The sequence below is a fragment of the Chryseobacterium sp. P1-3 genome (genome assembly GCF_000738495.1).
Classification (GTDB): Bacteria; Bacteroidota; Bacteroidia; order Flavobacteriales; family Weeksellaceae; genus Chryseobacterium; species Chryseobacterium gallinarum.
Window position 1 is genome coordinate 34,660 of sequence record NZ_JPEQ01000012.1, and the last position, 26,209, is coordinate 60,868.

The 26,209-nt window shown below is 36.6% G+C and carries 24 protein-coding genes and 5 pseudogenes; 22 read left to right on the forward strand and 7 right to left on the reverse strand.

Annotation, left to right across the window (positions count from 1 at the left end):
• The first annotated feature begins 194 nt into the window (after positions 1-194).
• The 9 genes from HX13_RS16360 (at position 195) to HX13_RS16400 (ending at position 6,761) form a co-directional block, all read left to right on the forward strand.
• On the forward strand, positions 195-404 hold the full coding sequence (locus HX13_RS16360; RefSeq protein WP_128572453.1) for a hypothetical protein: 210 nt from the start codon (positions 195-197) through the stop codon (positions 402-404).
• Between the two features lie 319 nt (positions 405-723).
• Positions 724-930, forward strand: a complete 207-nt coding sequence (locus HX13_RS16365) for a hypothetical protein (RefSeq protein WP_050021972.1) — start codon at positions 724-726, stop codon at positions 928-930.
• Positions 927-1,190, forward strand: coding sequence for a hypothetical protein (locus HX13_RS16370; protein ID WP_050021973.1), 264 nt, complete (start codon positions 927-929; stop codon positions 1,188-1,190). The genes HX13_RS16365 and HX13_RS16370 overlap by 4 nt, the downstream gene beginning before the upstream one ends.
• Positions 1,171-1,527: a hypothetical protein gene (locus HX13_RS16375; protein ID WP_050021974.1), complete on the forward strand. Its 357-nt coding sequence runs from the start codon at positions 1,171-1,173 to the stop codon at positions 1,525-1,527. The genes HX13_RS16370 and HX13_RS16375 overlap by 20 nt, the downstream gene beginning before the upstream one ends.
• A gap of 736 nt (positions 1,528-2,263) precedes the next feature.
• Complete coding sequence (locus HX13_RS16380; protein ID WP_050021975.1) at positions 2,264-3,235, forward strand: polyprenyl synthetase family protein; 972 nt, start codon at positions 2,264-2,266, stop codon at positions 3,233-3,235.
• A 69-nt stretch (positions 3,236-3,304) separates the two neighbouring features.
• Positions 3,305-4,189 carry a GSCFA domain-containing protein gene (locus tag HX13_RS16385; RefSeq protein WP_316931334.1) on the forward strand — a complete coding sequence of 295 codons (885 nt, stop codon included), beginning with the start codon at positions 3,305-3,307 and terminating at the stop codon, positions 4,187-4,189.
• Positions 4,190-4,257: 68 nt separating this feature from the next.
• Entirely contained in the window at positions 4,258-4,797 is a 540-nt protein-coding gene (locus tag HX13_RS16390) for a DUF4269 domain-containing protein (RefSeq protein WP_050021976.1), read from the forward strand.
• The gene (locus HX13_RS16395; RefSeq protein ID WP_050021977.1) at positions 4,790-5,557 is read left to right on the forward strand and encodes a TatD family hydrolase; all 768 of its coding nucleotides are present in this window, start codon (positions 4,790-4,792) and stop codon (positions 5,555-5,557) included. The genes HX13_RS16390 and HX13_RS16395 overlap by 8 nt, the downstream gene beginning before the upstream one ends.
• A 67-nt stretch (positions 5,558-5,624) precedes the next feature.
• Positions 5,625-6,761, forward strand: coding sequence for a hypothetical protein (locus HX13_RS16400; protein WP_128572454.1), 1,137 nt, complete (start codon positions 5,625-5,627; stop codon positions 6,759-6,761).
• Between the two features lie 37 nt (positions 6,762-6,798).
• Here the strand turns inward: HX13_RS16400 and HX13_RS16405 are convergent, their stop codons facing one another.
• The 6 genes from HX13_RS16405 to HX13_RS16430 all read right to left on the reverse strand — a co-directional run bounded on the left by HX13_RS16405 (position 6,799) and on the right by HX13_RS16430 (position 11,891).
• Positions 6,799-8,103, reverse strand: coding sequence for a DEAD/DEAH box helicase (locus HX13_RS16405; RefSeq protein ID WP_050021979.1), 1,305 nt, complete (start codon positions 8,101-8,103; stop codon positions 6,799-6,801).
• A gap of 125 nt (positions 8,104-8,228) precedes the next feature.
• Positions 8,229-8,822 carry a porin family protein gene (locus HX13_RS16410; protein WP_050021980.1) on the reverse strand — a complete coding sequence of 198 codons (594 nt, stop codon included), beginning with the start codon at positions 8,820-8,822 and terminating at the stop codon, positions 8,229-8,231.
• 168 nt (positions 8,823-8,990) lie between these two features.
• Positions 8,991-9,440 carry a DUF6438 domain-containing protein gene (locus HX13_RS16415; protein WP_238555433.1) on the reverse strand — a complete coding sequence of 150 codons (450 nt, stop codon included), beginning with the start codon at positions 9,438-9,440 and terminating at the stop codon, positions 8,991-8,993.
• Positions 9,441-9,546: 106 nt separating this feature from the next.
• Complete coding sequence (gene obgE, locus HX13_RS16420; protein ID WP_050021981.1) at positions 9,547-10,530, reverse strand: GTPase ObgE; 984 nt, start codon at positions 10,528-10,530, stop codon at positions 9,547-9,549.
• A 79-nt stretch (positions 10,531-10,609) separates the two neighbouring features.
• On the reverse strand, positions 10,610-11,188 hold the full coding sequence (locus HX13_RS16425; protein WP_050021982.1) for an adenylate kinase: 579 nt from the start codon (positions 11,186-11,188) through the stop codon (positions 10,610-10,612).
• A gap of 148 nt (positions 11,189-11,336) precedes the next feature.
• Positions 11,337-11,891: a phosphoribosyltransferase gene (locus HX13_RS16430; protein WP_050021983.1), complete on the reverse strand. Its 555-nt coding sequence runs from the start codon at positions 11,889-11,891 to the stop codon at positions 11,337-11,339.
• A 196-nt stretch (positions 11,892-12,087) separates the two neighbouring features.
• On the opposite strand from HX13_RS16430, the gene HX13_RS26090 reads away from it, so the two are divergent.
• The gene (locus HX13_RS26090; RefSeq protein WP_316931336.1) at positions 12,088-12,864 is read left to right on the forward strand and encodes an ATP-binding cassette domain-containing protein; all 777 of its coding nucleotides are present in this window, start codon (positions 12,088-12,090) and stop codon (positions 12,862-12,864) included.
• Positions 12,865-12,976: 112 nt separating this feature from the next.
• A complete protein-coding gene (locus tag HX13_RS26095) occupies positions 12,977-13,678 on the forward strand; it encodes an ATP-binding cassette domain-containing protein (protein ID WP_316931337.1) in 702 nt (233 codons plus the stop codon).
• 104 nt (positions 13,679-13,782) lie between these two features.
• Here HX13_RS26095 and HX13_RS16440 read toward each other — a convergent pair whose 3' ends face one another.
• Positions 13,783-14,697, reverse strand: coding sequence for an alpha/beta fold hydrolase (locus tag HX13_RS16440; RefSeq protein WP_050022046.1), 915 nt, complete (start codon positions 14,695-14,697; stop codon positions 13,783-13,785).
• A 265-nt stretch (positions 14,698-14,962) separates the two neighbouring features.
• Between HX13_RS16440 and HX13_RS16445 the strand changes: the two are divergent.
• From HX13_RS16445 to HX13_RS16495, 11 genes and pseudogenes are all read left to right on the forward strand, one after another.
• Positions 14,963-16,250, forward strand: a pseudogene (locus HX13_RS16445) (adenylosuccinate synthase).
• A 175-nt stretch (positions 16,251-16,425) separates the two neighbouring features.
• Entirely contained in the window at positions 16,426-16,713 is a 288-nt protein-coding gene (locus HX13_RS16450) for a hypothetical protein (protein ID WP_050021984.1), read from the forward strand.
• 359 nt (positions 16,714-17,072) lie between these two features.
• The gene (locus HX13_RS16455; RefSeq protein WP_050021985.1) at positions 17,073-17,924 is read left to right on the forward strand and encodes a hypothetical protein; all 852 of its coding nucleotides are present in this window, start codon (positions 17,073-17,075) and stop codon (positions 17,922-17,924) included.
• A gap of 165 nt (positions 17,925-18,089) precedes the next feature.
• Positions 18,090-18,864, forward strand: a pseudogene (locus HX13_RS16460) (ParA family protein).
• A gap of 91 nt (positions 18,865-18,955) precedes the next feature.
• Positions 18,956-19,826, forward strand: a pseudogene (locus HX13_RS16465) (ParB/RepB/Spo0J family partition protein).
• Complete coding sequence (locus HX13_RS16470) at positions 19,826-20,464, forward strand: DUF5683 domain-containing protein (protein WP_050021986.1); 639 nt, start codon at positions 19,826-19,828, stop codon at positions 20,462-20,464. The pseudogene HX13_RS16465 and the gene HX13_RS16470 overlap by 1 nt, the downstream one beginning before the upstream one ends.
• 95 nt (positions 20,465-20,559) lie before the next feature.
• Entirely contained in the window at positions 20,560-21,261 is a 702-nt protein-coding gene (gene dapB, locus HX13_RS16475; RefSeq protein ID WP_050021987.1) for a 4-hydroxy-tetrahydrodipicolinate reductase, read from the forward strand.
• Between the two features lie 121 nt (positions 21,262-21,382).
• Positions 21,383-23,030, forward strand: a pseudogene (gene lepB, locus HX13_RS16480) (signal peptidase I).
• 58 nt (positions 23,031-23,088) lie between these two features.
• Entirely contained in the window at positions 23,089-23,700 is a 612-nt protein-coding gene (locus HX13_RS16485) for a WbqC family protein (protein ID WP_410493154.1), read from the forward strand.
• Positions 23,701-23,873: 173 nt separating this feature from the next.
• Positions 23,874-25,582, forward strand: a pseudogene (locus HX13_RS16490) (S8 family serine peptidase).
• A 124-nt stretch (positions 25,583-25,706) separates the two neighbouring features.
• Entirely contained in the window at positions 25,707-26,198 is a 492-nt protein-coding gene (locus HX13_RS16495) for a lipocalin family protein (protein ID WP_050021988.1), read from the forward strand.
• Positions 26,199-26,209 lie beyond the last annotated feature (11 nt).

Sequence of the window (26,209 nt, forward strand, 5' to 3'; positions counted from 1 at the left end):
TTCCTGAAAAAGTTTCAATAGCATGTGGTATCACGATTTTAATGAGACTATTAAAAAAACTCTTAATCGGCACTGATAAAAAGATAAATATTAACTTTAAATGAAATGTATCATGAGAAAAATAACCAAATAGGTCTTATTGTATGTTTATTTTCATTAATACTAAATTCTTGCAAAAAAAAACAATAACGAATATGAAATTTTTAAATGATTTTATTGCAAGTAATAAAATAGAAATTACCAATTTGCAAAATGATTCATTTTGTTTCAAAGATTTATATTTAAGTAAATCAGAAGAAAAAGCATTAAACATAAATCTGCAAAATGATGTCCTTTGTAATCAAAAAATAAATATCAATAGATTAAAAGATATTAAATTTCAAAAAGATGTACTCAAAAGTTAAATATCTTTTCCTATTTATAGTAATGACAAAAAGTATACTTATGTAGTTATATCACATTATAAAAAATAATGAAGTTAATTTTTATACATCAACTATTTTATATAAGCTTAAGAAAATTAATAATCATTGGAAAGTTATTGATGAGTATAAAGCCGTTACTCAAAGTTAAATTTCTGTGCGGTGGCAAGAAGTTTTGCTAGAAGTGCAGTAAGAACTATTGCTTCCGGTGCTATATTAGGGGGGAGGTTCTGAACTTACAGGTGGTAACTTCTGGGAAGGAGCCATAATTGGTGATTTCGTAGCTGGGTTTAATCATGTTATGCATAATATAGATCCTTCCAACGAATATCTCCTTAATAAAGATGGTTCTACTACTAAAATAGGTGACAAAGGTGGAGATACAACAGATTATCTTTATGCATCGGAATCTACAGGTTCTCCCAAATTAATGCTTTTAGCTACGGCAGATGTTCAAAAAGGTCTTGCTACGTTTCAGAAGGTGGAGGAACACGAGATTTTGGAGTGAATATCCGATTAGATCAGAGGCTGCAAAGTCCAGCTCTATATGACCCAAGTTTTGACGTTGCTATAACTCAAATTGGGGGAGGATTGGTTTTAAAAGGAATGGGATTGGGAGGAAAGTATTTGATCAGTAATTTTAGCCGAGCGACAGGAGGACTGAAACAATGGAAGACCAAACCAAACTACCTGGAAATAATTGGAGAGTTAAAGATCCGGGACATTTTCATTGGAAGAAATAAAGAATATGAAATATTTAAAATTTAATTTGCCTATTAGAACTAATAAGAAAGGAAGTAATTTTTTTCAGAAAATAGTCAGTAGAACACTTAAAATAATTTTACCTGTAAGTAATTCTGATTTCGAAAATAAGATAGATGATGTTAAATATTGGCTAGTAGAATTTGATGAAGAGAATATTCCTAACAGAGAAATAGGATTAGACGAAAATGATAATGTGATTTTAAAAATGCCATATAAAAAGAACTATGGTTTTTGGACCGATAATGAATTATTGTATGATGATTTTATTAGTAGATTTTCAGCGATAGAAGTTGACAGTATAACTTTTAATACAAAATGGAATAGTTTTGATTTAAAATAATTTCTTTCAACTCTCTCTCAGTAAAAATCCGGGTAATAGTAGAGGCGTGACAGTAAATGTTAATGTCGTTATTGGGTCAAGTGGTGGATATACTAAAATGAGCATCTACGATATATCTACTCATCGGTATTTAAGTGGAGGACAAATTGTAAATAGATAAAAAATGAAAATTAAATTCTACCATTCAATAACTATATTAATTTTTTGGTTATTAAGAATATTTTATAAGGTGTCTGTCCAAAATTTATCTTACAATTTGAAAGTAATTTTTAATATAAATTTTCCTGAAATTAAATTGTTAACATATTTTTATTTTGGAATATCAATAATTTTAAATATTTTTTTAATAAAGAAAACTAAAAGTAATATTATTATTTATTACTTATTGTTATCATTATATATACTGATAATAGTTTTCTGCTTTAAAGTAATTTAGAAATTAACCATTAGAATTACTAGCGAGAGAGAGTTTTAATACAAAAAAATGAAAAATATGATTTAGAAATATGTCTTAATAAAAACAGTAATCCCTCAACTCAGAAATTTTTTTAAAAAAAGGGACATTTATAAGGCATCTGTAGTAATCGAGTAAAATTAGTTTTTGTGAAGACCAATTATTCTAATGAATAATATATCCTCCGTTAAACCACAACTTCAAAAGCCGGATTGAAACGATAAGGTTTTTGTTTTTATAAAGCCTCGAAAAATCGTATTTTTGTTCAAATTATAAGATTTTATGGAATTTTTAGACAAATACCAGCAGATTGTTGGTGACGCCATTGATAAATACACTTTTAAAGATAAACCTACGGAGCTGTATGAGCCGATGAATTACATCATTTCCCACGGAGGAAAACGTCTTCGTCCTATTATGGTGCTGATGGCATGTGATCTGTTTGGCGGAGATCTGAAGCAGGCAATAAAACCTGCATTGGCAATTGAATTTTTCCATAACTTCACGCTGATTCATGATGATATTATGGATGAGGCACCGCTAAGAAGAAATAAACCTACCATCCATACTTTACACGGAATTAATGTAGGGATCCTTTCAGGAGACGGGTTGATGCTGAAAGCGTATAAGTTTTTTGAAGACCTTGAGCCGGAAATTTTTAAAGCATGTATCAGAATTTTTACCCATACGGGGCTTCTGTTATGTGAAGGGCAGCAGTATGATATTAATTTTGAGACCCAGGAGAACGTTACCTTTGATGATTACATCAGAATGATTACCTATAAAACCGGAGTGTTAAGCGCTTCCTCTTTCGAGATCGGGGCTTTAATTGCAAGGGCGGATTTTAAAGATGCCAAAGCAATTTTTAACTTCGGAAAACACATTGGAATTGCCTTCCAAATCATGGATGACTATCTTGATGTATTCGGAGACCAGGCGCAATTCGGGAAAAAGCATGCCGGAGATATCTACGAAAACAAAAAAACAGTTCTGTACCTGTTGGCAAGAGAGCATGCTACGGATGAGGAAAGAAAGGAATTAGACTACTGGTATTCCAAAAAGACCGATAATATCGATAAAATCTACGGTGTTGAAAAGATCTTCAGAAGAACAAAAGTAGATGAAAAAGCGCTTCGTTTAATTGAAAAGCATAATGAAATCGGGCAGAGCTACCTTAAGAAAATTGATATTCCCGAAGAAAAGAAAAAACCTTTCATTGAACTGGCCAATTATTTATTGAGAAGAGAAAGCTAAATATTAGAGAAGGGATGGGCAGCAGGAGCAATATGTACTGAAGCCTGTCCTGTCATCCGAGATCATACAATGAAATTCAGAACTGAAGTTGATATTCCTGCATCACAAAAAAAGATTGAGATCGAAGATAAAATATTTTCGATAGGATCGTGTTTTGCCTCTGAAATGACAGATCTGCTGCAGCAGGGGCAGCTTCAGACCCTTAATAACCCCTTCGGAACAATTTTTAACCCTTTTTCGATTCATCATGAAGTCAGGGTTCTTCATGATTCAGCATTTTATCAAGAAGAAGATTTGATCACTTACAATGACGAATACATCTCTTTGGACCATCATACCCATTTTGATACCCGGTACATCCATCAGACCTTAGATAAGATTAATGGGGCCATTGAAGCGGGAAATGCTTTTCTTCAGGAGGCCGACTGGATTATTGTGACGTACGGAACATCATTTATCTATGAATTTCTACCCAGGAAAAAACTGGTGGCGAACTGCCATAAAATCCCGCAGAAGTTTTTCTCTAAAAGACTGCTCTCTCACCAGGAGCTTACGAACTCTATTTACAATACGATTTTAGACCTTAAAGACATCTGTAAAGAGGGAGTGCAGATATTATTTAGTGTTTCGCCGGTCCGGCATACCAAAGATGGAATGGTAGAAAATCAGCTCAGCAAATCCAAACTGATTACAGCTATTCATGAATCCATTTCCATGTTTGATGACTGCCACTACCTTCCGGTATATGAAATTTTGATGGATGACCTGCGGGATTACCGTTTCTATAAGGAAGATATGATTCATCCAAGCACCCAGGCCGTTAATTATATTTTTGACAAATTTGGAAACTCTTACTTCTCAGACGAAACCAAAGATTTTATTAAAGAAAATTTTAAAATCATAAAAGCCCTGGAACATAAAACCAGTGATAAAAAAAGATCCGAAATTTATTGAGTTTCGGGAAAAACTCGAACAGAGAATAGAGAATCAGCGTAAAAAAGTAAAACATAAAATTTTTTCAAATGATTGATTTTACAAAGATTGACTATTTGAAAGAAGGAAATAAAAGGCAGAAAAGAGCGTTTGAAGTTCTTACCCGGTATAAAGTTTTTGAAAAACTGAGTAGCTATTCTCCGGTGCTGGCAGGAACTGTTCCTATTGAAATTGATATCGAAGGAAGCGACCTTGACATTATCTGTGAAGTAGACCTTAGGTTTGAGGAAGATTTTTTAGATGATATCATGTTCAGTAAACTGATTCCAGTTGAAACAGAAATTAAGGTTGAAAATATTGTGGTAAACGGGATACCAAGTATTGTCCTGAACTTTATGCTGGAAGAATTCCCCATTGAAATTTTTGGACAGAACAAACCTGTTACCCAACAGAATGCATACCGGCATATGATCGCCGAATACAGGATACTCCAGGAGAAAGGAGAAGAATTTAAACAGAAAATAATAGAACTGAAGAAACAGGGTATAAAGACAGAACCGGCTTTCGGAATGCTGTTGAATCTTGAAAACCCTTATGAAGACCTGCTAAAACGATACAATAATGATTGATACACATACCCATTTATACGCGGAAGAATTTGATGAAGACAGAAAAGAAGCCATTCAGAGAGCCTTAGATAAGGGAATTGCTAAGTTTTACCTTCCGGCAATTGATTCAGAATCCCATGAAAAAATGTTGGAACTGGAAGCGGAATATCCGGGACAGGTTTTTTCAATGATGGGATTACATCCTTGCTATGTAAAACCCGAATCCTGGGAAAAAGAACTGGAAATTGTAAAGAATTACCTTGAACAGAGGCATTTTCCTGCAATAGGTGAAATCGGGATAGATCTTTATTGGGATAAAACCACTTTAGACATCCAGGTCAAAGCATTTGAACAGCAAATTGACTGGGCCATAGAAAAAGACCTTCCGATTGTGATTCATACCAGAGAAAGCTTTGATGAAACCTTCGAGGTCCTGGAGAGGAAAAAACATCCGAAACTGAGAGGAATCTTCCATTGCTTTTCAGGAAACCTGGAACAGGCAAAACATGCTATTGATCTGAATTTTATCCTGGGAATCGGTGGAGTAGTGACCTTTAAAAACGGAAAAATTGATCAGTTTTTACACGAAATTCCTTTAGAAAAAATTGTGCTGGAAACAGATTCGCCATACCTGGCTCCGGTTCCGCACAGGGGAAAAAGAAACGAAAGTTCATATCTTGATCTGGTAGCCGGAAAACTCGTTAACATTTACGGAAAAGACTTTTCTGAAATAGACAGGATTACCACAGAAAATGCACAGGCGTTATTTGCTGCAAAGTAATGTAATGGATAACCATCATTTTTATGAGTGATAGGAAAATGATAAATTGAAGGGTAAAGAAGAATATATGATAAAGATATCAAAAGATATACAATTTTACGGTTATACAGGATTTCTTATCATTGTTTTAGCCTATTGTATCGCTCAGTTGTATATTAAATCGCATCTTCCTGAGCTTGGCTGGACGGTTTCGGACTGGTTGATCAATTATGAAGACGGTGGGTTTAAAAGGAGAGGCTTATCCGGAAGTATTTTATTCTTCATTCAGGACAGTTTCGGGATTCCGCTGAATACACAGATATTTTTTATCCAGTCATTATTTTTTATCATTATTTTTTACTTTTTCATCCGTCTGGTCATCTCCAAAAAAGTAAACTGGGATATCCTGATACTGGCATGTTCACCATTATGCCTCTTATTTATTCCCGTAAGTATTTTTAACTCGGGCAGGAAAGAAATTATTGTAATTGCCCTGATGCTGTATTTTGTCACCGGAAGAATAACCGGGCTGAAAAAATATGTGCTTTTTATAGGATTTATCATAGGACTGTTTTTACATGAGCTGTTTTATTTTTATTTACCCTTTCTAATGGCAGCCTCTATAGTAAAAACCAATAAGATAGATTTTAAATACCTGGGAGGCCTGTTTGTAACTTCTACGGCAGTAATGTTAATACTGTTCTTCTACGGTGGGGAAATTAACCAGGGGCAAAGCCTGGAGCTTTTGAAGCAGCGGGGAATAGAGTTGGGTACATTTAATATTTTCACCTATAATGTAGTTGAGGAAAGAAAAGCAATGATTGAGGCTTATCAGTCTTATATTCTGTTTGGGGCGGAACTTATATTGATGGTGCTTTTGTTTTTTATTTTTGTGAAAAAATATATACCTCAAAAACTTAAGGCCTTCAAAATCTTTACCCTGATTTCTTTACTATGGGTATCTCCGCTTTATTTCTTGGGGGCAGACTGGTTCAGATGGAACCATATCTATTCAGTATTACTCATGGTCCTGATTATTGCAGCGATGCCGGATAATGATCAGAAGACCGTTTCAATAGAAGGAAGGTTCAATACTCCGTTACTGATGATCATGATTCTCTTTTTCATTGTTTTTTACCTTCATATCCAATATGACAGTTCCGGAAATTCAGAAGAATATTTGTTGCAGTATATACAGGATAAAATTTCTTTTTTAAAGATATAGGATAAAAAAAGTTTCTCATCATTGAGAAACTTTTTTGTTATTTTTTTCTGGTAAAATTCTTATTCTTGGGCTTTTTATAACCGAGTGATGGGGTAGCAGATGAACTGTTTTTACTTTTTTTAGGTCGTGATCCTGAAGGCTTCTGAGAAGGCTTTTTTTCTGCTCCGGCGGGTACCGGTTTGTTGTTGGAATCTCTTTTCTGAGCCACAAGATCATCCGTGTGGAACGGGTGGTTTTTAATCACCGGGATTTTTTTTCCGATAAGCTTTTCCGTATTCTTTAAATTAAGAAGGTCAAGCCCGTCAACGAAAGAAATGGAATTCCCTTCAGCTCCTGCTCTTCCCGTTCTTCCGATCCGGTGTACATACGTTTCTGAAACATCTGAGAGTTCAAAATTAATAACAAATTTTAATTCATCAATATCAATCCCCCTGGCAGCAATATCTGTAGCAACAAGAACCCTGGTTTTTCCTGATTTAAAATTATTCAGGGCATTCTGTCTGGCATTCTGGGATTTATTTCCATGAATGGCTTCTGCAGAAATATTGTCTTTCTGAAGTTTTCGGGCAATCTTATCTGCGCCATGCTTTGTTCTTGAAAAAACCAATACAGAATCTGAAATGTCATTTTTAAGAATATGAACAAGTAAGTTCAGTTTGTTTTCTTTTTCTACAAAGTACACGGATTGTTTAATGGTATCCGCGGTAGAAGAAACGGGAGTAACCTCTACTTTCACAGGATTATTCAGGATAGAATTTGCCAGTTTCTGAATTTCCCCCGGCATAGTTGCCGAGAAAAACAAAGTCTGTCTTTTCTGTGGCAAAAGCTTAATGATTCTTTTAACATCGTGTACAAAGCCCATATCAAGCATCCTGTCTGCTTCATCAAGAACAAATATTTCAAGATTTTTCAGGCTGATAATTCCCTGGGCAATAAAATCAAGAAGTCTTCCGGGAGTAGCCACCAGAATATCAACTCCTTTTTTCAATGCGGCCTCCTGGTTTCCCTGCTTTACTCCTCCAAAAATAACAAGCTGCTTTAAAGGAAGATACTTTCCGTAAGCATTGATGTTTTCCTCAATCTGGATCGCCAGTTCGCGGGTGGGAGTAAGAATTAAAGCTTTAATATGATGATTGCTTACTTTATTCTTTGATAAATTCTGTAGAATAGGAATGGAAAAGGCCGCAGTCTTTCCTGTTCCGGTCTGCGCACAGCCTAAAAAATCTCTGCCTTCTAAAATCTCAGGAATAGATCTTTCCTGAATGGGAGTAGGTTGGGTATATCCCTGTTCCTGAATTGCTTTTGCAATAGGTTCTATTAAGTGTAGGTCTGTAAAATTCAAATAAATTATTTTAAAATTAAATAAAAAAATTCTTTCCGTCTGAAAGAATTACTTTTTGCAAAGGTAATCTAAAAAAAATTAAAAGTTTTTTTATTCCCTCCGGCTGCTTTACTTTCAAATAAATATTATTTAAACCTGTATCCCACACCTGCCTGTAAAAAACCAATCTTGGTAGGAACGGTATTTTTTTTACTCACTTCGATAAAATTGAAATTATACCTGGCATCAACAAAAAAACTGGAGCTGATCTTATACTCTGCCCCAACAAAAGGAAAGAGGTTTAATGTTTTTGCTCCGTTGAAGTTACCTTTGTATTCACCAGCATAAGGGTTGACAGTCGTAAGTTTCGTAGAAATATTGAATCCCAGATTCATCCCCACAGAAGCAGATAAATCAGGAATGAAATAATACTTTACAGAAACAGGAACCTGGATCTGATGGAACTGATACGTAAAATCCATGTTTCCCACTTCAACAATTTCTGTACCCACCTGTTCGGTCCAGGGATATGAATCTTTTCCCCCTAATTGTGTATACAATAGCTCGGCCTGTATCGCCAGTTGAGAGGATACAGGCTGTTCTGTCAGAATACCTGCATAGAAATAGGACTTTGAGCCCAGTTTTTCATCAAAAAATTTCATATTGGACAATGTATACCCTCCTTTAACTCCAAAACTCACAGATGAGTTTTGAGCGGTCAGAATACCTGATACGGCCAATAGTAATGTTAAAAAAAATGTTCTTTTTCATGATTGTTCTTTGAGTTATATGGCTATAGTTTTTATAAGAAAATTCCCTCTGTAGAGAAGGAATTGTTTTACAAAGATAATCTAAAATTTGAAAAGCTTTATTTTACCCGGGTCCACTGTTGGCTTTTTCGTAAATTTTCAAAAAAATTTGTATACCTCGGAAAGTTTTTCGCTTCCTTGTTTTCCGTAATCTTCTATATTTTTTGAAGTCCCGTCTGCAAAGTCAATTCTTAGATAAGAAGTCGGCAGATCCGTGATCTCTCTCTTTCCATACTTGTCATGTAAACTTTTTACATCCAATGCATCCAGCAATCCGATCAGCTGGTTATAATCCGCTTCTTTGATCGTTCCTTTAAAGGTTCCTTCACGGGGTTTTGAAAACTCATCTTTTGAAGGATGATCATTGAAGTTAAAATGTTCGGCTTCAAAAACAGCAGTTCTGTCCGGGCTGATAGTCATTTTGAAGACAGGGCAGAACCCGAAACAGGGAGTCGCTTCATATTCAATTTTAGAATATTTAGTATTGTTCTTTTGAACAGTACATGAAAATAATAATATAAATGCACAAAGGCCTAGTAAATATTTCATAGTTTAGATTTTAGAAAATCGCTCAATAATTATTCCAAAAGATCATAATAAAAAAAAGAAACCCCGGAGTTGTCCGGGGTTGTATATTGTAACAGGAAGTTTTTTACTATCCGTGTAATTGTTTCCAGATGGCGTCTTTCAGTTCCACCAAACCTTCTCCGGTAACTCCGGAAAAAAACAGGGGCTGTTTGTTCTCTGGGAATTCTGCTGCAATTTCCTTTTTAAGCTCATCATCCAGAAGATCTGATTTTGAGATGGAAATAATAAAATCTTTATCCAGCAATTCAGGGTTATATTCCTTCAATTCATTCTCAAGGATCTTAAATTCCTGAAAATGATCTTCAGAATCTGCCGGGATCAAAAACAACAGGATCGAGTTTCTTTCGATATGCCTCAGGAATCTGTGCCCTAAGCCTTTACCTTCTGCTGCTCCTTCGATAATTCCCGGAATATCAGCCATTACAAATGATTTGTAATTTCTGTAATCTACAATTCCAAGATTAGGAGTAAGGGTGGTAAAAGCATAATCTGCAATTTTAGGCTTTGCTGCAGAAACAGCTGACAAAAGGGTAGACTTTCCTGCATTAGGGAATCCGACCAATCCTACATCTGCCAAAATTTTAAGCTCAAAAACAATATAACCTTCTTCACCCGGAAGACCTGGCTGTGCATATCTTGGAGTTTGATTGGTAGAGGATTTGAAATGCTCATTTCCTAAACCGCCTTTTCCACCATGCATCAGGATAATTTCCTGTCCGTCTTCCAGAATTTCACCGATGATTTCACCTTCTTCATTTTTGGCAATCGTTCCTACAGGAACATCAATATAAACATCAGCACCGAAAGCACCGGTCAGCTGGTTTTTTCCACCGTTCTCACCACGTTCAGCTTTTACGTGACGGGTGTACCGGAGGGGAAGTAAAGTCCATTCATTGCCATTTCCTCTCATGATGATATGACCACCACGACCTCCGTCGCCGCCGTCAGGACCTCCCTTCGGAATATATTTTTCACGGCGAAGGTGGGCAGAACCTGCACCTCCGTGTCCGCTTTTACAATGAATCTTTACGTAATCTACAAAGTTTGACATAATTTTTAGGGTTTAGGCCTCAGGGATTAGGGAATAGATATTTAACTATGCTAAATCCTAATCCCTAAATCCTAAATCCTTATTTGATTTTTTCTACTTCAGCAAAAAGCTTTTGTGAAATTTCATCAATTTCTCCTACACCGTTTACCTCTACATATTTACCTTGCTGCTTGTATAGTTCGGCTACTTCTGCTGTTTTAGCATAATATTCTTTAATTCTGTTTTCGATGATCTCTACATTGCTGTCATCAGTCCTTCCGCTGGTTTCTCCTCTTTTTAAAAGTCTTTCAACCAGGATTTTGTCCTCTACCACCAAAGCAAGACAGATATCAATCTCATCATTCAGTTCTTCTTTAACGATTTTTTCCAGAGCTTCCGTCTGAGCCGTTGTTCTCGGATATCCGTCAAAAATAAAACCGTTGGTATCTGTAGGTTTTCTGATCTCGTCAATCAGCATATCTGTTGTCACCTGATCCGGAACCAATTCTCCTTTATCGATGTAAGATTTAGCCAGTTTTCCAAGCTCCGTATCATTTTTCATGTTGTATCTGAAAAGATCACCGGTTGAAACCTGCTTTAAATTGAATTTCTCGATTAGATTTTGTGCTTGAGTTCCTTTTCCACTTCCTGGAGGGCCAAACAGAACAATGTTTATCATAATGTTGATTCGCTTCCGGCAATCGGCATTAGGCTTCCGGCTTTTGTCTGCCTGCTTTCTTGCTTTTAGCTTTTGTTTAGTTAATAATTACTTTTTTAGATATTTATTGAAAAGCTAATAGCCAGAAGCTAGAAGCTAATAGCCATTTTTAATGGTTGATCTGTCCGTCTGCTAATTGATACAGATTAGGTAAATTTCTTCCCAGTTCATCATAATCCAATCCATACCCAAGAACAAACTTATTAGGAATTTCCTTCCCGATATAATCCAGTTTGAAGTCCTTTTTGTAAATCTCCGGTTTCAGTAAGAAACTTGCCAGTTTTACAGATTTAGGACGCTGTGTTTCTTTAAAATATTTGAAAAGACTTTCAACCGTATTTCCGGTATCAACAATATCTTCTACAAGAATGATATGACGGTCCTTCACATCTTTGGTCAGTTCCATTTTCTGGTACACAATCCCTGTAGATTCAGTTCCTACATAAGAACTCATTTGAATGAAAGCGATTTCACATTCACCCGGGTAATATTTTAAAAGGTCTGAGAAGAACATGACCACTCCATTCAAAACACCAATGAAAACAGGAACTTCATCTTTGTAATCTTCATAAATCCTTAACGCGGTCTCTTTGACAATCTCCTGAATTTCGGCGTCCTTCAGATAAGGAACAAAAGTTTTGTCGTGAACTTTAATACTTTCCATAAAAAATTTTAGTAGGAGGCAAAGTTACGGATTTTTGATTTTTGATTAAAATCTTTTTGTGTTTAATCCCGGATTTGTACTATATTTGTTCTTTCAAAACCCCAAAATACAGACATGTAGGATATAATTTCTTTCAGATTCAATAAAACGGTAGCCCAGATGCTACCAGTGTTTAACCATTCTTAAGAAAGAAATCATGATTTTACTGCAAAATATATCCTTTGGGTTTCCGGGAGGAGATCTATTATTTAATCATATCAATGTAACAATACCGTCTCAAACCAAATCTGCTTTGGTAGGGAATAATGGCATGGGAAAATCTACCCTGCTGAAAATAATAGCGGATGAAATACAACCGTTAAGCGGAAATATTAATATTCAGGGAGATATTTTCTATGTTCCGCAGATGTTCGGGAATTTTAATCATTTTACAATAGCAGAATGTCTAAGGATAGACCAAAAGCTGCATGCACTTCTTAAAATAACAAACGGAGAGGTAGATGAAGAATATTTCGAAATTTTAAATGATGACTGGGAGATTGAAGAACGCTGCCAGAATGCTTTACAGTACTGGGGACTTCAGAATTTTAAACTGACTCAAAAGCTTGGAGAGCTAAGCGGAGGGCAAAAAACCAAAGTTTTCCTGGCCGGAATTCAGATCAACCAACCGGACATTATTATCCTGGATGAACCCACCAACCATCTGGATAATGAAGGTAGGAAATTATTATATGACCTGATCGGTAAAACCAGTGCTACGATTATTATTGTAAGTCATGACAGGACTTTACTGAACCTTGTTGATACCATATTTGAACTAAGCAACCAGGGAATTTCAGCCTATGGAGGCAACTTTGATTTTTATGCAGAGCAAAAAGAGATAGAAGAAGAAGCCTTGCATCATGACATCCATGCAAAGGAAAAGGCTTTAAAGAAAGCAAAAGAAAAAAGAACGGGAAACTCTGGAACGTAAGCAGAAACTGGATGCGAGGGGAAAACAAAAGCAAGAAAAATCCGGGGTTGCACGGATTATGATGAATACCCTCAGGAATAACGCAGAAAAAAATACATCAAAATTAAAAAGTGTGCATACAGAGAAAATCAGTGGTATTTCCGGAGACCTTCGTGATCTTCGCTCATCCCTGAAAAATTTTGAGCAGATGAAAGTGAATTTTAATGATTCCAATCTGCATTCAGGCAAAATTTTAATAACAGCTGAGAATCTCAATTTCAGTTATGGAAAAGAAAAACTATGGAAAGAGAATCTCAGCCTTGAAATCCGGAGTGGGGACAGGATCTGTATTAAAGGTTCAAACGGATCCGGTAAAACAACCCTGATAAAGCTCTTGTTGAAAAATATTGAACCTTTTACGGGAAATGTCAGAACATCAGAATTCAACAGTATTTACATCGATCAGGAATATTCTTTGATTAACCATAACTCTACGATTTACGAGTTTGTTCAGACTTTTAATGATAATGCAATGCCGGAATCTGAAGTCAAAACTTTATTATCAAGGTTTTTGTTTGGTAAAGATACCTGGGAAAAAACAGCCGGAGTATTGAGTGGAGGGGAGCGTTTACGGTTACTTTTGTGCGGTCTTTCCATCAGCAATAAAGCTCCGGATATGATTATTCTTGATGAGCCCACCAATAACCTCGATTTGCAGAACGTGGAGATTCTGACCCAGTCTATTAAAGATTATCATGGGACACTGCTGGTGATTTCACATGATGAGGTTTTCCTGCAGGAAATCGGTATAGACAGGGAAGTGGTATTAAATTAGAAATTTCACACAGATCAAGGCAGATTGATTATAAGATCAGCCTTGATCGCTCTTTTACTAAACTACAATAAGCCGGAAATTAACCACAGTGTCTGAATATCCATTCATGAATCCCGGTCAAAAACGTCTTCCCGTATTTCTTCATTTAAAATTTCATGACGCATTTCCGGATAGATTGTATATTCTATATCCTTAAAGCCGTCATGCTTTAAATGATCAATAGTTAGCATTACGCCTTTACCGAAATCACCAATCGGATCATCCTGTCCGCTTACAAACAAAAAAGGAAAGGAGAGGGGGATAGTGGCAGCCCAGTTTCTGGAAGTTGCCCTTTTGTAAATCGTAAATAAAGTATAAAAGGCATTGTTTGAAAACGGAACCCCGCAAAGCTCATCCTTAGCAAAATGTTCCCTGTTAACTGGGTTCAGGCTAAGCCAGCTTGTACTGCTGTAATTTTTTTCTTTCCTGAAATGCTTATTGTTAACCATTGTAAAAACAGAATTTAATACAGTACGATGGCGGGGAGCAATGATATTTGCTAATGATAAATAGCCTTTTAATAAACCGATCCCTGGTAATGGGCCTCCGGTGCCTGTAATAATAGCCCCTGTAAATTGGTTGTTCGCTTTTTGAAGAAGACATCGGGTGATAAAAGATCCCATAGAATGTCCGAGAATAAAATGGGGAACATCCGGGTACTGTTCGCTCAGATATTCATTCATCATTTCTGCGTCTGAAATAAGCCTTTTATCAGGTTTATGGAGCTGAAAGAAACCCATATGCCTTTTTTCCCTTACGGACCTTCCGTGTCCCAGGTGATCATACGTCAGTACAGCGACTCCAAGGCCTGCAAAATATTCCGCAATCTCAGCATACCTTCCACTGTGTTCCTGCATACCATGAACAATCAGAAGAGTAGCTTTAATAGGGATGTTCTCAGGAGAAAATAACGTGTAGTAGAGCTTTGACCTGTTGCTTAGGTCGGAAGATAGGTATGCTGATTTTTGTGTTGTGGCCATGCGATTTCCTATTTCAGATGATACCCAAAGATAGGAATAAAACATTTAACTCTAATATCTTATATAAAAAATGGGCTCGCCGGTTTTTATATTGATTAAAAAATTTTTGTTAAAAAATTAATGTTTATTGATAAATGAATTAATCTCAGAATTTTTAAGCTTAATCTCATGATTTTCATCCCAACTCCAAATAAATTTACACTATAATTTGGCCGTCATTTTTTTTAAAAGTAATTTTGCACGAATCTTAAAACAAAAGTAAAATATGTCAACTTATGTAGTTGTAGGTCTTCAGTATGGAGATGAAGGCAAAGGAAAAATCACGGATGTTTTATCGGCAAAATCGGACTATGTGGTGCGTTTCCAGGGAGGAGACAACGCTGGTCACACGGTTTATGTGGGTGATGAAAAATTCGTTCTACACCTTCTTCCTTCAGGAGTTCTTCAATGCAAAGGGAAATGTATCATTGCGAACGGAGTAGTGGTAAACCCTAAATCTTTCATTAAAGAAGTGAATCAGATTGAAAGCAAAGGCTTGAGAACAGATCACATTTTTTATCAGCAGAAGAGCGCATGTCATCATGCCTTACCACATCCTTTTGGATACTTACCGTGAAGAGGAACACGGAGGAACTCAGATCGGAACCACCAAAAAAGGAATCGGACCTTGTTATGAAGACAAGATAGCAAGAGTAGGAATCAGAATGGTAGACCTTTTAAACCCTGAGATTTTAAGAGAAAAAATTGAGAAAAACCTGAAAGTTAAAAACTCTCTTTTCGAAAAATATTATGGAAAACCTGTTTTGGATGTCGAAGAAATCTATAATGAATTTTTGGAGATCGGAAAACAACTGCAAGACAGAATCGTTGATACTGAGTTAGAATTGAACGAAGCGATCCACGAAGGTAAAAACGTGTTGTTTGAAGGAGCTCAGGCATTAATGCTGGATATCGATTTCGGTACTTATCCATATGTGACTTCATCCTCTCCGTCTACAGGAGGTGTTTGTACGGGGGCAGGAGTGCCACCTACTTCGCTTCAGAATCTTATCGGAGTAGCAAAAGCATATTGTACAAGAGTTGGGAACGGTCCTTTTCCATCTGAATTAGACAACGAACTGGGTGAAAAAATCAGACAGATCGGTGGAGAATTCGGGGCTACCACAGGAAGACCAAGAAGAACAGGCTGGCTGGACCTTGTGTCTTTAAAGCATGCTTGTATGATTAACGGAATCAATAACCTGGTAATTACAAAATTAGACGTTCTTACAGGAATTGAAAACCTTAAGATCGTTACCCATTACAAAACAGAAGACGGAAAAATCATTGATTATTTTACTTCTTCTACTACAAAATTATATGACTACGAACCAATTTACCAGGATTTACCGGGTTGGAAAGAAGACATTACAAAAGCAAGAAGCTATGATGAACTTCCTGAAAACGCCCAGAAATATATTGAATTTATAGAGAAATACCTGGGAATCAATGTATATCTTGTTTCTGTAGGACCTGAAAGAAGCCAGAACATTATCAGAAAAGAATTGTTCTAGTAACATTCACGATACATAGTAAAAAGACTATCATTTTTGGTAGTCTTTTTCTATAGCTATTCCACAATATGCTGAAATGCATTAGCGTTTAGGAAATCTATATAACGGACAGTTTATTTTATTAAAACGGGGTCGATATTATGAATATTCCTATATTTAAGCATAATTTTTATCCATGGAAAGTCATCATATATCTGAAGAGCTTCAGAAAAACATCTTTATAAGTTTAGCGTTCACAATTGCCTATGCTGTTTTATTGGCTGTTTATGAAGATATTCCCATAAACCAGGCCTCGGACTTTCTGATTGTATTGTTTATGGTCTGCAGCTTAATATTGAGTACAAGTGCTATTTATTTTGCAGGTAAAAGCTACCGGAAAACAAAAATGAGTTCGGTTGTGCTGATTATTATTAATTCTATAGGATTATTATTGCCGCTGATCATTCTTCTGTTGCTTATTTAACCTGAGTCCGGATTAAGAAAATTAAGTAGAAAGGCTATAATGACCGGTACCCAGCGCTACCATGAATAGTTATTCTTTATGGGGCTATGACTTCCATCTTCCATCTTCCAATCTGATTAAATCAGAATTTCATCCTGAACTGGTGTTATTTAATTCAGTTATTTTTTTTAGGGAACCAGGCGGGTTTCTGTTGGCATTTTCTATTTTAAAATGTTAAATTTTAGATATTGTCATAATTTTTTTTTAAAATACTGCTGTTTTAACAAAATTATGGCAGATGTTTTGATATTGAAACATTGCTTATCGATAAGAACTAATGAAACTAATAATCACTTTTTAACAGTTTAAATAGTATAGTGATGAAACACCAGAACCAAAACCAGGAATTTCGCTTCAACGAAGTTCTTTTTGAGCACCGCAACAAAGAATATGGTGCCTATGTATTAAGAAACGAATCAGATAGAATATTAACCAAAGCACTATTTATCGGAGCCAGCTTAATGGCGGCTGTGTCGATTACGCCATTCGTAATCTCTGCATTTAAAACAGATGTAGTAGATCACAGACCTCATGATGATGGCAGGAGAATTATTAAAATAGTAGAACCACCAGAAATAAAGCCACCTGTAAAAATTATCAAACCTGTACAGCCTGTTGCTCCACCTGATGTGAAAACATATAACAGTATACCTCCTATACCATCACGAGATGCTCAGGATAACGTGAAGAAGGATCCTGTCCCTGATGACGCTGTAGCTGGATTAGTAAATAATTTTAAAGGAGATGTGGTAGCGCCCAATACACATGTACCTACAACAATACCTGTGGCAACAGGTCCGGTAGTTAATACGGCACCGCCAACAATTCCGGAGCCTGCAGTAGATAAAAATAAAATTGCTGAACCCGGAGAACTGGGTTCCGAAGCCAGTTTTACAGGTGGAATAGATGCATTCAGAAATAAAGTGATGAACAGCTTTGATGGATCAGGTTTTGAATCAGATGATGTCATGAAAACTACCATTACTTTTATTGTGGAAATGGATGGTACCATTTCAGGAATCAAAGCTAACGGTGCTAACGCGGATTTTAACAATGAAGCGATCAGAACCATCAGATCCATTAAAGGAAAATGGACACCTGCAAAAAATAAAAAAGGGGAATTCGTAAGAAGCTATTTTAAATTTCCGATTTCCATGAAGTTTGAGAATTAATCCCTAAAAAGATATTTTAAATAGTTATCCACAAAGATTTTTTTTTTGTGGATAATTTTTTTAATTGTTAAATTGCTTATTAACAATATTTTAACTCGATTTTGCTTTTAGGCATTCATTGGGAGCAAAGAAAAAAGTGTATTTTTGAAACTTAAAGTTCTAACAATGGCAAAAATCATAGGTATTGCTAATCAAAAAGGAGGAGTCGGAAAGACTACTACCGCTGTAAATTTGGCAGCAGCATTAGGAGTATTGGAAAAAAGAATATTAATCATTGACGCTGACCCCCAGGCTAACGCTACTTCGGGGCTGGGTGTGGAAGATGTTCAGTATTCTACATATAACCTGCTGGAGCACAGTGCAGATACTAGAGTTTGTATCAAAAGGACTGCTACTCCGAATCTGGATATTATTCCGTCACACATAGACCTGGTAGCGGCTGAAATTGAATTGGTAGATAAAGAAGATCGTGAGTATATGCTGAAAAAAAGCATTGGCAAGCGTAAGAGACGATTATGACTATATCATCATCGATTGTGCACCGAGTTTAGGTCTTATTACGGTAAATGCACTAACGGCTGCAGACTCCGTAATCATTCCGATTCAGTGTGAATACTTTGCATTGGAGGGATTGGGGAAATTGTTGAATACCGTTAAAAATGTTCAGAAGATTCATAATAAAGATCTTGGAATAGAAGGTCTTCTTCTTACCATGTACGACAGCAGGTTAAGACTATCCAATCAGGTCGTGGAAGAAGTGAATTTACATTTCCCTGAAATGGTTTTTGAAACCATTATCAGCAGAAACGTAAGACTGAGCGAAGCACCGAGCTTCGGGGAAAGCATTCTGAATTATGATGCCGAAAGCAAAGGAGCGGTTCAATACATTCAGCTCGCTGAAGAGGTTCTTTTGAAGAACGAAAATTTAGTAAAGAATTAAATTAATAATAAATGGCCAATGGGTGAATGCTGAGCGTCACCCGTCAAACATCATTTATCAATTATATCTATGAAGGACAAAAAAAAGAGCTATGGGGCGTGGCTTGGGAGCCATTTTAAGTGCAGAATCGAAAGCGAGTATCAATTCGGCTACCGATGAAGGTGCAGATAAGTTTGTGGGGAATATCGTAGAAGTAGCCCTTGAAGATATCTATCCGAATCCAACGCAGCCGAGAACTTATTTTGATGAAAAAGCATTAAACGAACTGGCACAGTCAATCAAAAACTTAGGAGTAATCCAACCGATTACCCTGAGAAAAGATGGCGAAAAGTTTGAAATCATATCCGGGGAAAGACGTTACAGGGCAACAAAAATTGCCGGTTTAACAACGATTCCCGCCTATATCCGTTTGGTAAATGATCAGGAACTTCTGGAGATGGCTCTTGTTGAAAACATTCAGAGAGAAGATCTTGATGCAATAGAAATTGCACTTACCTATCATAGACTTTTGGAAGAAATAGGGCTAACTCAGGAAAACCTGAGCCAGAGGATAGGAAAGGACAGAAGTACGATTACAAACTCAATCAGGTTATTGAGGTTAAATCCGGATATCCAGAATGCGATCAGAAGTGGTGAGATTTCCGCAGGACACGGAAGAGCCATTATCAGTCTGGAAAATGAAGAAGACCAGCAGGTGCTGTTTGAACTGATCGTTAAAGAAAAATTAAAACGTTCGCCAGGCAGAACAGGCTGCTGCTGCCTTGAAAAACCCAAAATCTCCCGCAGCAAAAAAAGCAAAAGCAGAGCTTTCCAATAATTATAAAAGAGCCCAGAAGACCATTGCTGATATTCTGGACGTAAAAGTAGAGATCAAAGCCTCTGGAAACGGTAAAAAAGGTAAAATTGTCCTGGACTTCAAAAACGAAGAAGAACTGGAGTATATTTTGTCTCACATTAAATAATGAAGAACATACTTTTCACATTTTTCCTATGCATCACTGCACTGGCTTATTCACAAGTCAGTCCTGCTGATACTGTTCGTGTACCTGATCTTCCAAAAGAAGAAGTGCCGGCAGTGAAACCCGGGAAAACAGAATCTAAAATTATTGCCGACCTTGAAAAAGCCAATGGCCCCACAAGAAAAACAATAAAATTGAATCCTACCAGAGCAGGATTATATTCTGCAGTTTTACCGGGATTAGGACAGTATTATAACAAAAAATACTGGAAAATTCCCATCGTATGGGGAGCCGTAGGAGCAGGAGTAGGTATTGCAGTCTGGAATGACAATCAGTACAAAAAATACCGCGAATATTATGTCGCTAAATTGAATGGTACCCCTAATGAGTTCGTAGACAGCCATCCCTGGTTGGACAAAAGAGCATTGGGAAATGCCCAGGACAGGGCAAAAAGGCAAAGAGACTATGCGATTGCCATTACGGGATTAATCTATATTCTGAATATTGTAGATGCAGTAGTGGACGCTCACCTTTACGAAAGCCGCCATGACCCGGATCTTACTTTTAAACCCGCGGTTATCCAGGATCAATATGGTTATGACCCTCCTAAAACAGGACTAAGTTTAAGTTATAGATTTTAAATATAAATCATAGCACTATAGGGCAGAACCTTTCGAGTCATTAAAAATAAATATATCCTAAGCAATAATTAGGATCACAGAAATACAAAGAATATATGAGAATAGCATTAGTTGGCTACGGCAAAATGGGTAAGATCATTGATGAGATCGCACAGAAAAGAGGTCATGAAGTAGTTGCCCGCCTGAAGGAAACCCCAACTGCTGAAAATCTTAATAATCCGGATGTTGTAATTGAGTTCTCCCTGCCGGAAGTTGCATTTGATAACATTAAAGCTTGTCTTGAAAATAATATCCCGGTGATCTGCGGGACGACAGGGTGGCTGGAGAAAAAAGCTGAAATTGAAAGACTGACGGTTGAAAATAATACAGCATTCCTGTATGGCTCAAATTTTAGTTTGGGAGTAAACCTGTTTTTTGCTCTTAATGAAAAGCTTGCTGATTTAATGAAAAACGTGGATGAATATTCCTGTCAGCTGGAAGAAATTCACCATATCCATAAAAAAGACGCACCTAGTGGAACCGCTATTTCCATTGCGGAAGGAATTATCAATAATAATCCGAAGTTTGAAGCCTGGAAACTGGAAGAAACACAAGGTAACCAGCTTGGGATTTTTGCCGTACGGGAAGATGAAGTTCCGGGGACACACAGCGTTTTCTACAGAAGTGAAGTAGACGAAATCGAAATCAAACATACCGCTTTCAACAGAAACGGATTTGCACTGGGAGCTGTAGTGGCAGCCGAATGGATTAAAGACAAAAAAGGAAACTTCGGAATGAAAGATGTTTTAGGGCTTTAATTTGTAACAAATTCTTTAAATTGCATACCAATAACAGGAAATGATGAATGGTAAATTGTACATAGCAACGCTGTATCATTTATTACTCATCATTTATATCTAGAATAGGCACAAAAAATTTATGAATTATTTTTTAACTTATACAGTATATGTTCTCATTTTATCCGTATTAATGGGGATTTCAACATGGAAGCTGTTCAAAAAAATGGGTTATAGCCCTTTATTTGCATTTATACCTTTCTATAATTATTTCATTATTCTGAAAGAAACCAAACATCCGAAATGGTGGGCAGTTCTGTCTTATCTTCCGATAGTGGGACCTATCATGATGTCTGTCTTTCATCTTTATTTAATGAAGAAGTTTGGAAAGACCCTTTTCAAAGACCAGTTTCTTACGGTAATCCTGCCGTTTATCTATATGGCTGTTGTAAACTATGCTAAAGATACAGAACTTGAAGACGAAAGTACAAATGAACTGTTTCTTACGGATGAAGAGAAAAAATGCAAAAAAGAAAGATACATTTTTTGGCTCTATTACTTTTGCAGTTGTTTTTGCTACCATCATTCATGTTTTTATCACACAGCCGTTCGGAATTCCTACAGGATCTATGGAAAGAACATTACTGGTAGGAGACTTCCTTTTCGTTAACAAATGGAGCTATGGGTACAGACTTCCGATGCGTCCGTTAGCCATTCCTTTCCTTCAGGGAACAATTATGGATACAGGACAGAAAGGAAATCCTAAGGATGATCCGAAATCTTATGTAGATGGAGTGAAACTGCCTTACACCAGAATATTACAATTTAATAAGCCTCAGAAAAATGATGTGGTTGTTTTTAACTATCCTCAGGATTCCGTACATACCGCGATCGATCGAAAAGATCCTTATGTAAAAAGATGTGTAGCGACTGCGGGTGATACTTTTGAAATGAGAGCCGGAAGACTTTTCGTCAATGGCAAACCGGAAACTGTTTTAGGGGATCAGGAGGTACAGCATAGATATATTGTAAATACGGGAAGCCAACTGGATATCCCGACATTGTACAATACATATGGTTTCTTACCTGTTCAGGAAGTACAGACTGATAAAGGATATCTTTACGCTTTTCAGGGCCTGACGGATAAAACTGCCAAAGAAATCAAAGAACTTCCTCAGGTGATTGATATGAAAGAAGAAGTGTCACCAAAAGGAGAAGCTGCAGTATATTATAGAGACGAAGCCAAAACAAAAATCGATACAACCCAATCTATTTTCCCGATCAACAAACCATGGAATCAGGACTGGTACGGACCGGTTAGAATTCCTAAAAAAGGTGATGTCGTGGCAATTAATGCCGAAACACTTCCAATGTATCAATGGATTATTTCTGAATATGAGCACAACAGTCTCGAAAATAAAAACGGAAAAATTTTCATTAATGGAAAAGAAGCTACTCAATATACTATCCAGCAGGACTATTATATGATGGTGGGAGATAATAGAGATGCTTCTTTAGATGCCAGATTCTTTGGTTTCGTACCGGAAGAGAATATCGTAGGAAAGCCCATGTTTACCTGGATGAGCCTTCAGGGAGCTTTCAAAGACGGTAGTTCCACATATCAGGCACCATTCAAGATCCGCTGGGACAGAATGTTCAAAGCTACCAATACAGGAGAAGCCAACAAAACATCTTACTGGTGGATTGCAGCCATGATCCTGATCCTGTTTTTCGGATGGGAATACTTTGTGAAATTATTCAGAAAGAAAAAGACAGAAGACGAATTATAAAATAAAATTAAACTTAAAATAGAATGAAGTATTTGAAAAAATACTTCATTTTTGCATTATGAATATGAAGAATGTATTATTGCCGGTATTTTATATGCCCCCGGTTTCATGGTTTTCAGTGTTTTTGAATGCTGAGAATGAAATTACGCTGGAACAGTTTGAAAACTTTCCAAAACAGACCTATAGAAACAGAGCCAATATTTATGGTGCGAACGGGAAACTTTCTTTGATAATCCCTATTCATCATAATGGAAAAAGGGAAATGAAAGATATTGAGATTTCCTATCGTGAAGATTGGAGAACCCTTCATTGGAAATCAATTAAAACGGCATATCAGAGTTCTCCCTATTTCGAATATTATGAAGACAAATTCAGGAAAATTTTTGATCTGAAAGAAAAATTTCTTTTGGATTTTAACCTTAAGGGGCTTGAAATTATCCAACAGATATTAAAAACAGAAAAGGCACAGTCTTTGAATGAAGAGTATATCAAAAATCCTGAATGCGTCAATTTAAGGGAAAAATTCTCCGCAAAACTTCCTTCGGAATTTGAAATGGAGGAATATTACCAGACATTCTCTGATAAATTCGGATTTTTGAAAGATTTATCAGTTCTGGACCTTATATGTAACAAAGGCCCTGAATCTCTTACTTATATAAAAAAATGTTAAACAATTATAGAAAGATGAAATCGCACGGAATTCCTGTATGTATAATCCAAGAAGGGCGATGACATGATTTAATAAAATAAAATATCAATATATGAAACGCCTGTGCTCAATTGACAGTCAAGAGCTATGAGATGTGGCGTTATTCGACTTATAATAATAATAAAAATATACGAATGAAAAAGGTATTGTTAGCCGCTGTTTTTTTTAGCGGGTTTTAGTTTCTCTTACGCGCAGGAAGCTAAAGGAAAAAATACAGATCCGAAAGAAGACAAAGATCTGATGACCTGGTATCATAAAGACTTTTCCGCTACTAAAGTATATGGGGTAAATACAGAAAATGCATACAAATATCTGGAATCAAAAGGATTAAAGCCGAAAACCGTAGTCGTTGGGGTGCTAGACAGTGGAGTGCAGGTAGATCACCCGGGATTGGTGAAAAATATTTGGTCCAATCCTAATGAAGTTCCGGGAAATGGCAAAGATGATGATGGAAACGGATATATCGATGATGTACACGGATGGAACTTTATAGGAGGAAAAAACGGGGATGTTGATATTGATAATATGGAAGTAACAAGAGTAGTTGCTAAATATCAATCTGTTTTTGAAGGTGATGACTCGGTAAAGAACAAAGCCAACCAGGCTAAAATGCCGGAAGAATTTGCGATGTATATGAAGGCGAAAGAGCTTTTCAATAAAAAAAAGCATGGAAGCCAAGCAAAACTTCAAAACTTATTCTATGATCAATGAGCTGGTTCCTAATATGGTGAAGTTGTTAGGCGGGAAATCAGTAACTAGCCAGAATATTTCAGCAATAAAAGCACCTACGGACCAGAAAGATGCCATTGCTTTAAATATTTTAGCTCAGGTCTCTCAAAGTCCGGAATTTCAGGGGAAATCATCTGAGGAATTTGAAAAAGCTATTAAAGAGCAGATGAAGGAGGCTATTGATTATTATGCACCACAGGCTAAGCAATACGATCTGAGTTATGACACCAGAAAAGAAATTGTAGGAGATAATTATGATGATTATTCTGAGAAGAATTATGGAAATAATCATTATGAAGGACCTGATGCCGAACACGGAACCCATGTGGCAGGCATTATCGCCGGACTTCCGCAAGGAAAAGAAGTCCAATATGGGGTAGCTTCCAAAGTAGCCAAGATCATGTCTGTAAGAACAGTGCCTAACGGTGATGAAAGAGATAAAGATGTTGCCAATGCTATCAGATATGCTGTGGATAATGGGGCTAAAATTTTAAATATGAGCTTTGGTAAGCCGGTTTCACCAGGTAAAAACGTTGTATGGGATGCTTTTAAATATGCGGAAGATAAAGGAGTGCTTTTAGTAAAAGCAGCGGGTAATGAAAATGAAGATGTTGCAGAGCATTTGGCATTTCCTACCAATTTCAAAAATGCTACCGATGAAAAACCATTTGTAAGTAATGTTCTTGTAGTAGGGGCAAGTACCAATAAAAATAATGCATTGAGAGCAGATTTCTCCAATTATAACAAGAAAATGGTGAACGTTTTTGCTCCGGGCGAAGAAATTTATTCTACCGTTCCTAAAAATGAATACAAATACCTTCAGGGAACATCCATGGCATCCCCGGTGGTAGCGGGTGGTGCTGCAATATTGCTTGCTTACATGCCTGAGCTTAAACCTTATCAGATTATTGAAGCTCTTGTAAAATCCAGCAACTCCAATACAGAAAACGGATTTGCAGATTATTCCCAGGCCGGAGGTGTTATTGACCTGAAAAAAGCAGCAGAATATGCCTATACTAATTTTTATAATGGTAAGACGTCCAACAGTACAGGTAAAGCTTCGAAACGTATGACCAATGAAGTCAAATCCGTAAAAAAGGCTGTTAAAAAATAATTTATCTTCCTGTGTTTAAGGAGAAACCATAAAAAGTCCGGATTTTTTCGGACTTTTTATTTTTTATTTTCAATTTTGGCACGGTTTTTTGTAACTTTATAATAACAAAATAATAAACAACAAAATGAAAAAGTTACTACTTGCAGGGATGTTAGGAACATCACTTTTTGCAGTGTCTTGTTCCTCCGTGAATAAAGCGGCTACATCTCAAAATCAAAGAGCAGAATTCCTTAAATTAAAAGGAGACTGGCAGATTGTGAGCGTAGATTACGAAAAAGGATATAAAATTAAACCTTTTGATGAAGGTGCAGATGCCCAGTGTTTCGTGGGAAGCCACTGGAGACTGATTCCTAATAACTGGACAGGAGCATATACTTTAAATGGAGGAGGAAATTGTCCGGCCATTACACAGCCTATCAAATTTGAAATAAAAAACGGTGATACGTTTATGTTTAAGAAAATTGCTGCAGGTACTAAAGCCAAACAAAATACAGCAGGATATACTCTTACAGTAATCAATCAGACTACAGATCAGTTCTCTCTTCAGCAAGATGTTCCTTTTGAAGGAGGAAGCGTAAAAGTTGTTTACAACTTCCAGAGAACAGGAATGAAATAATTTATAACATA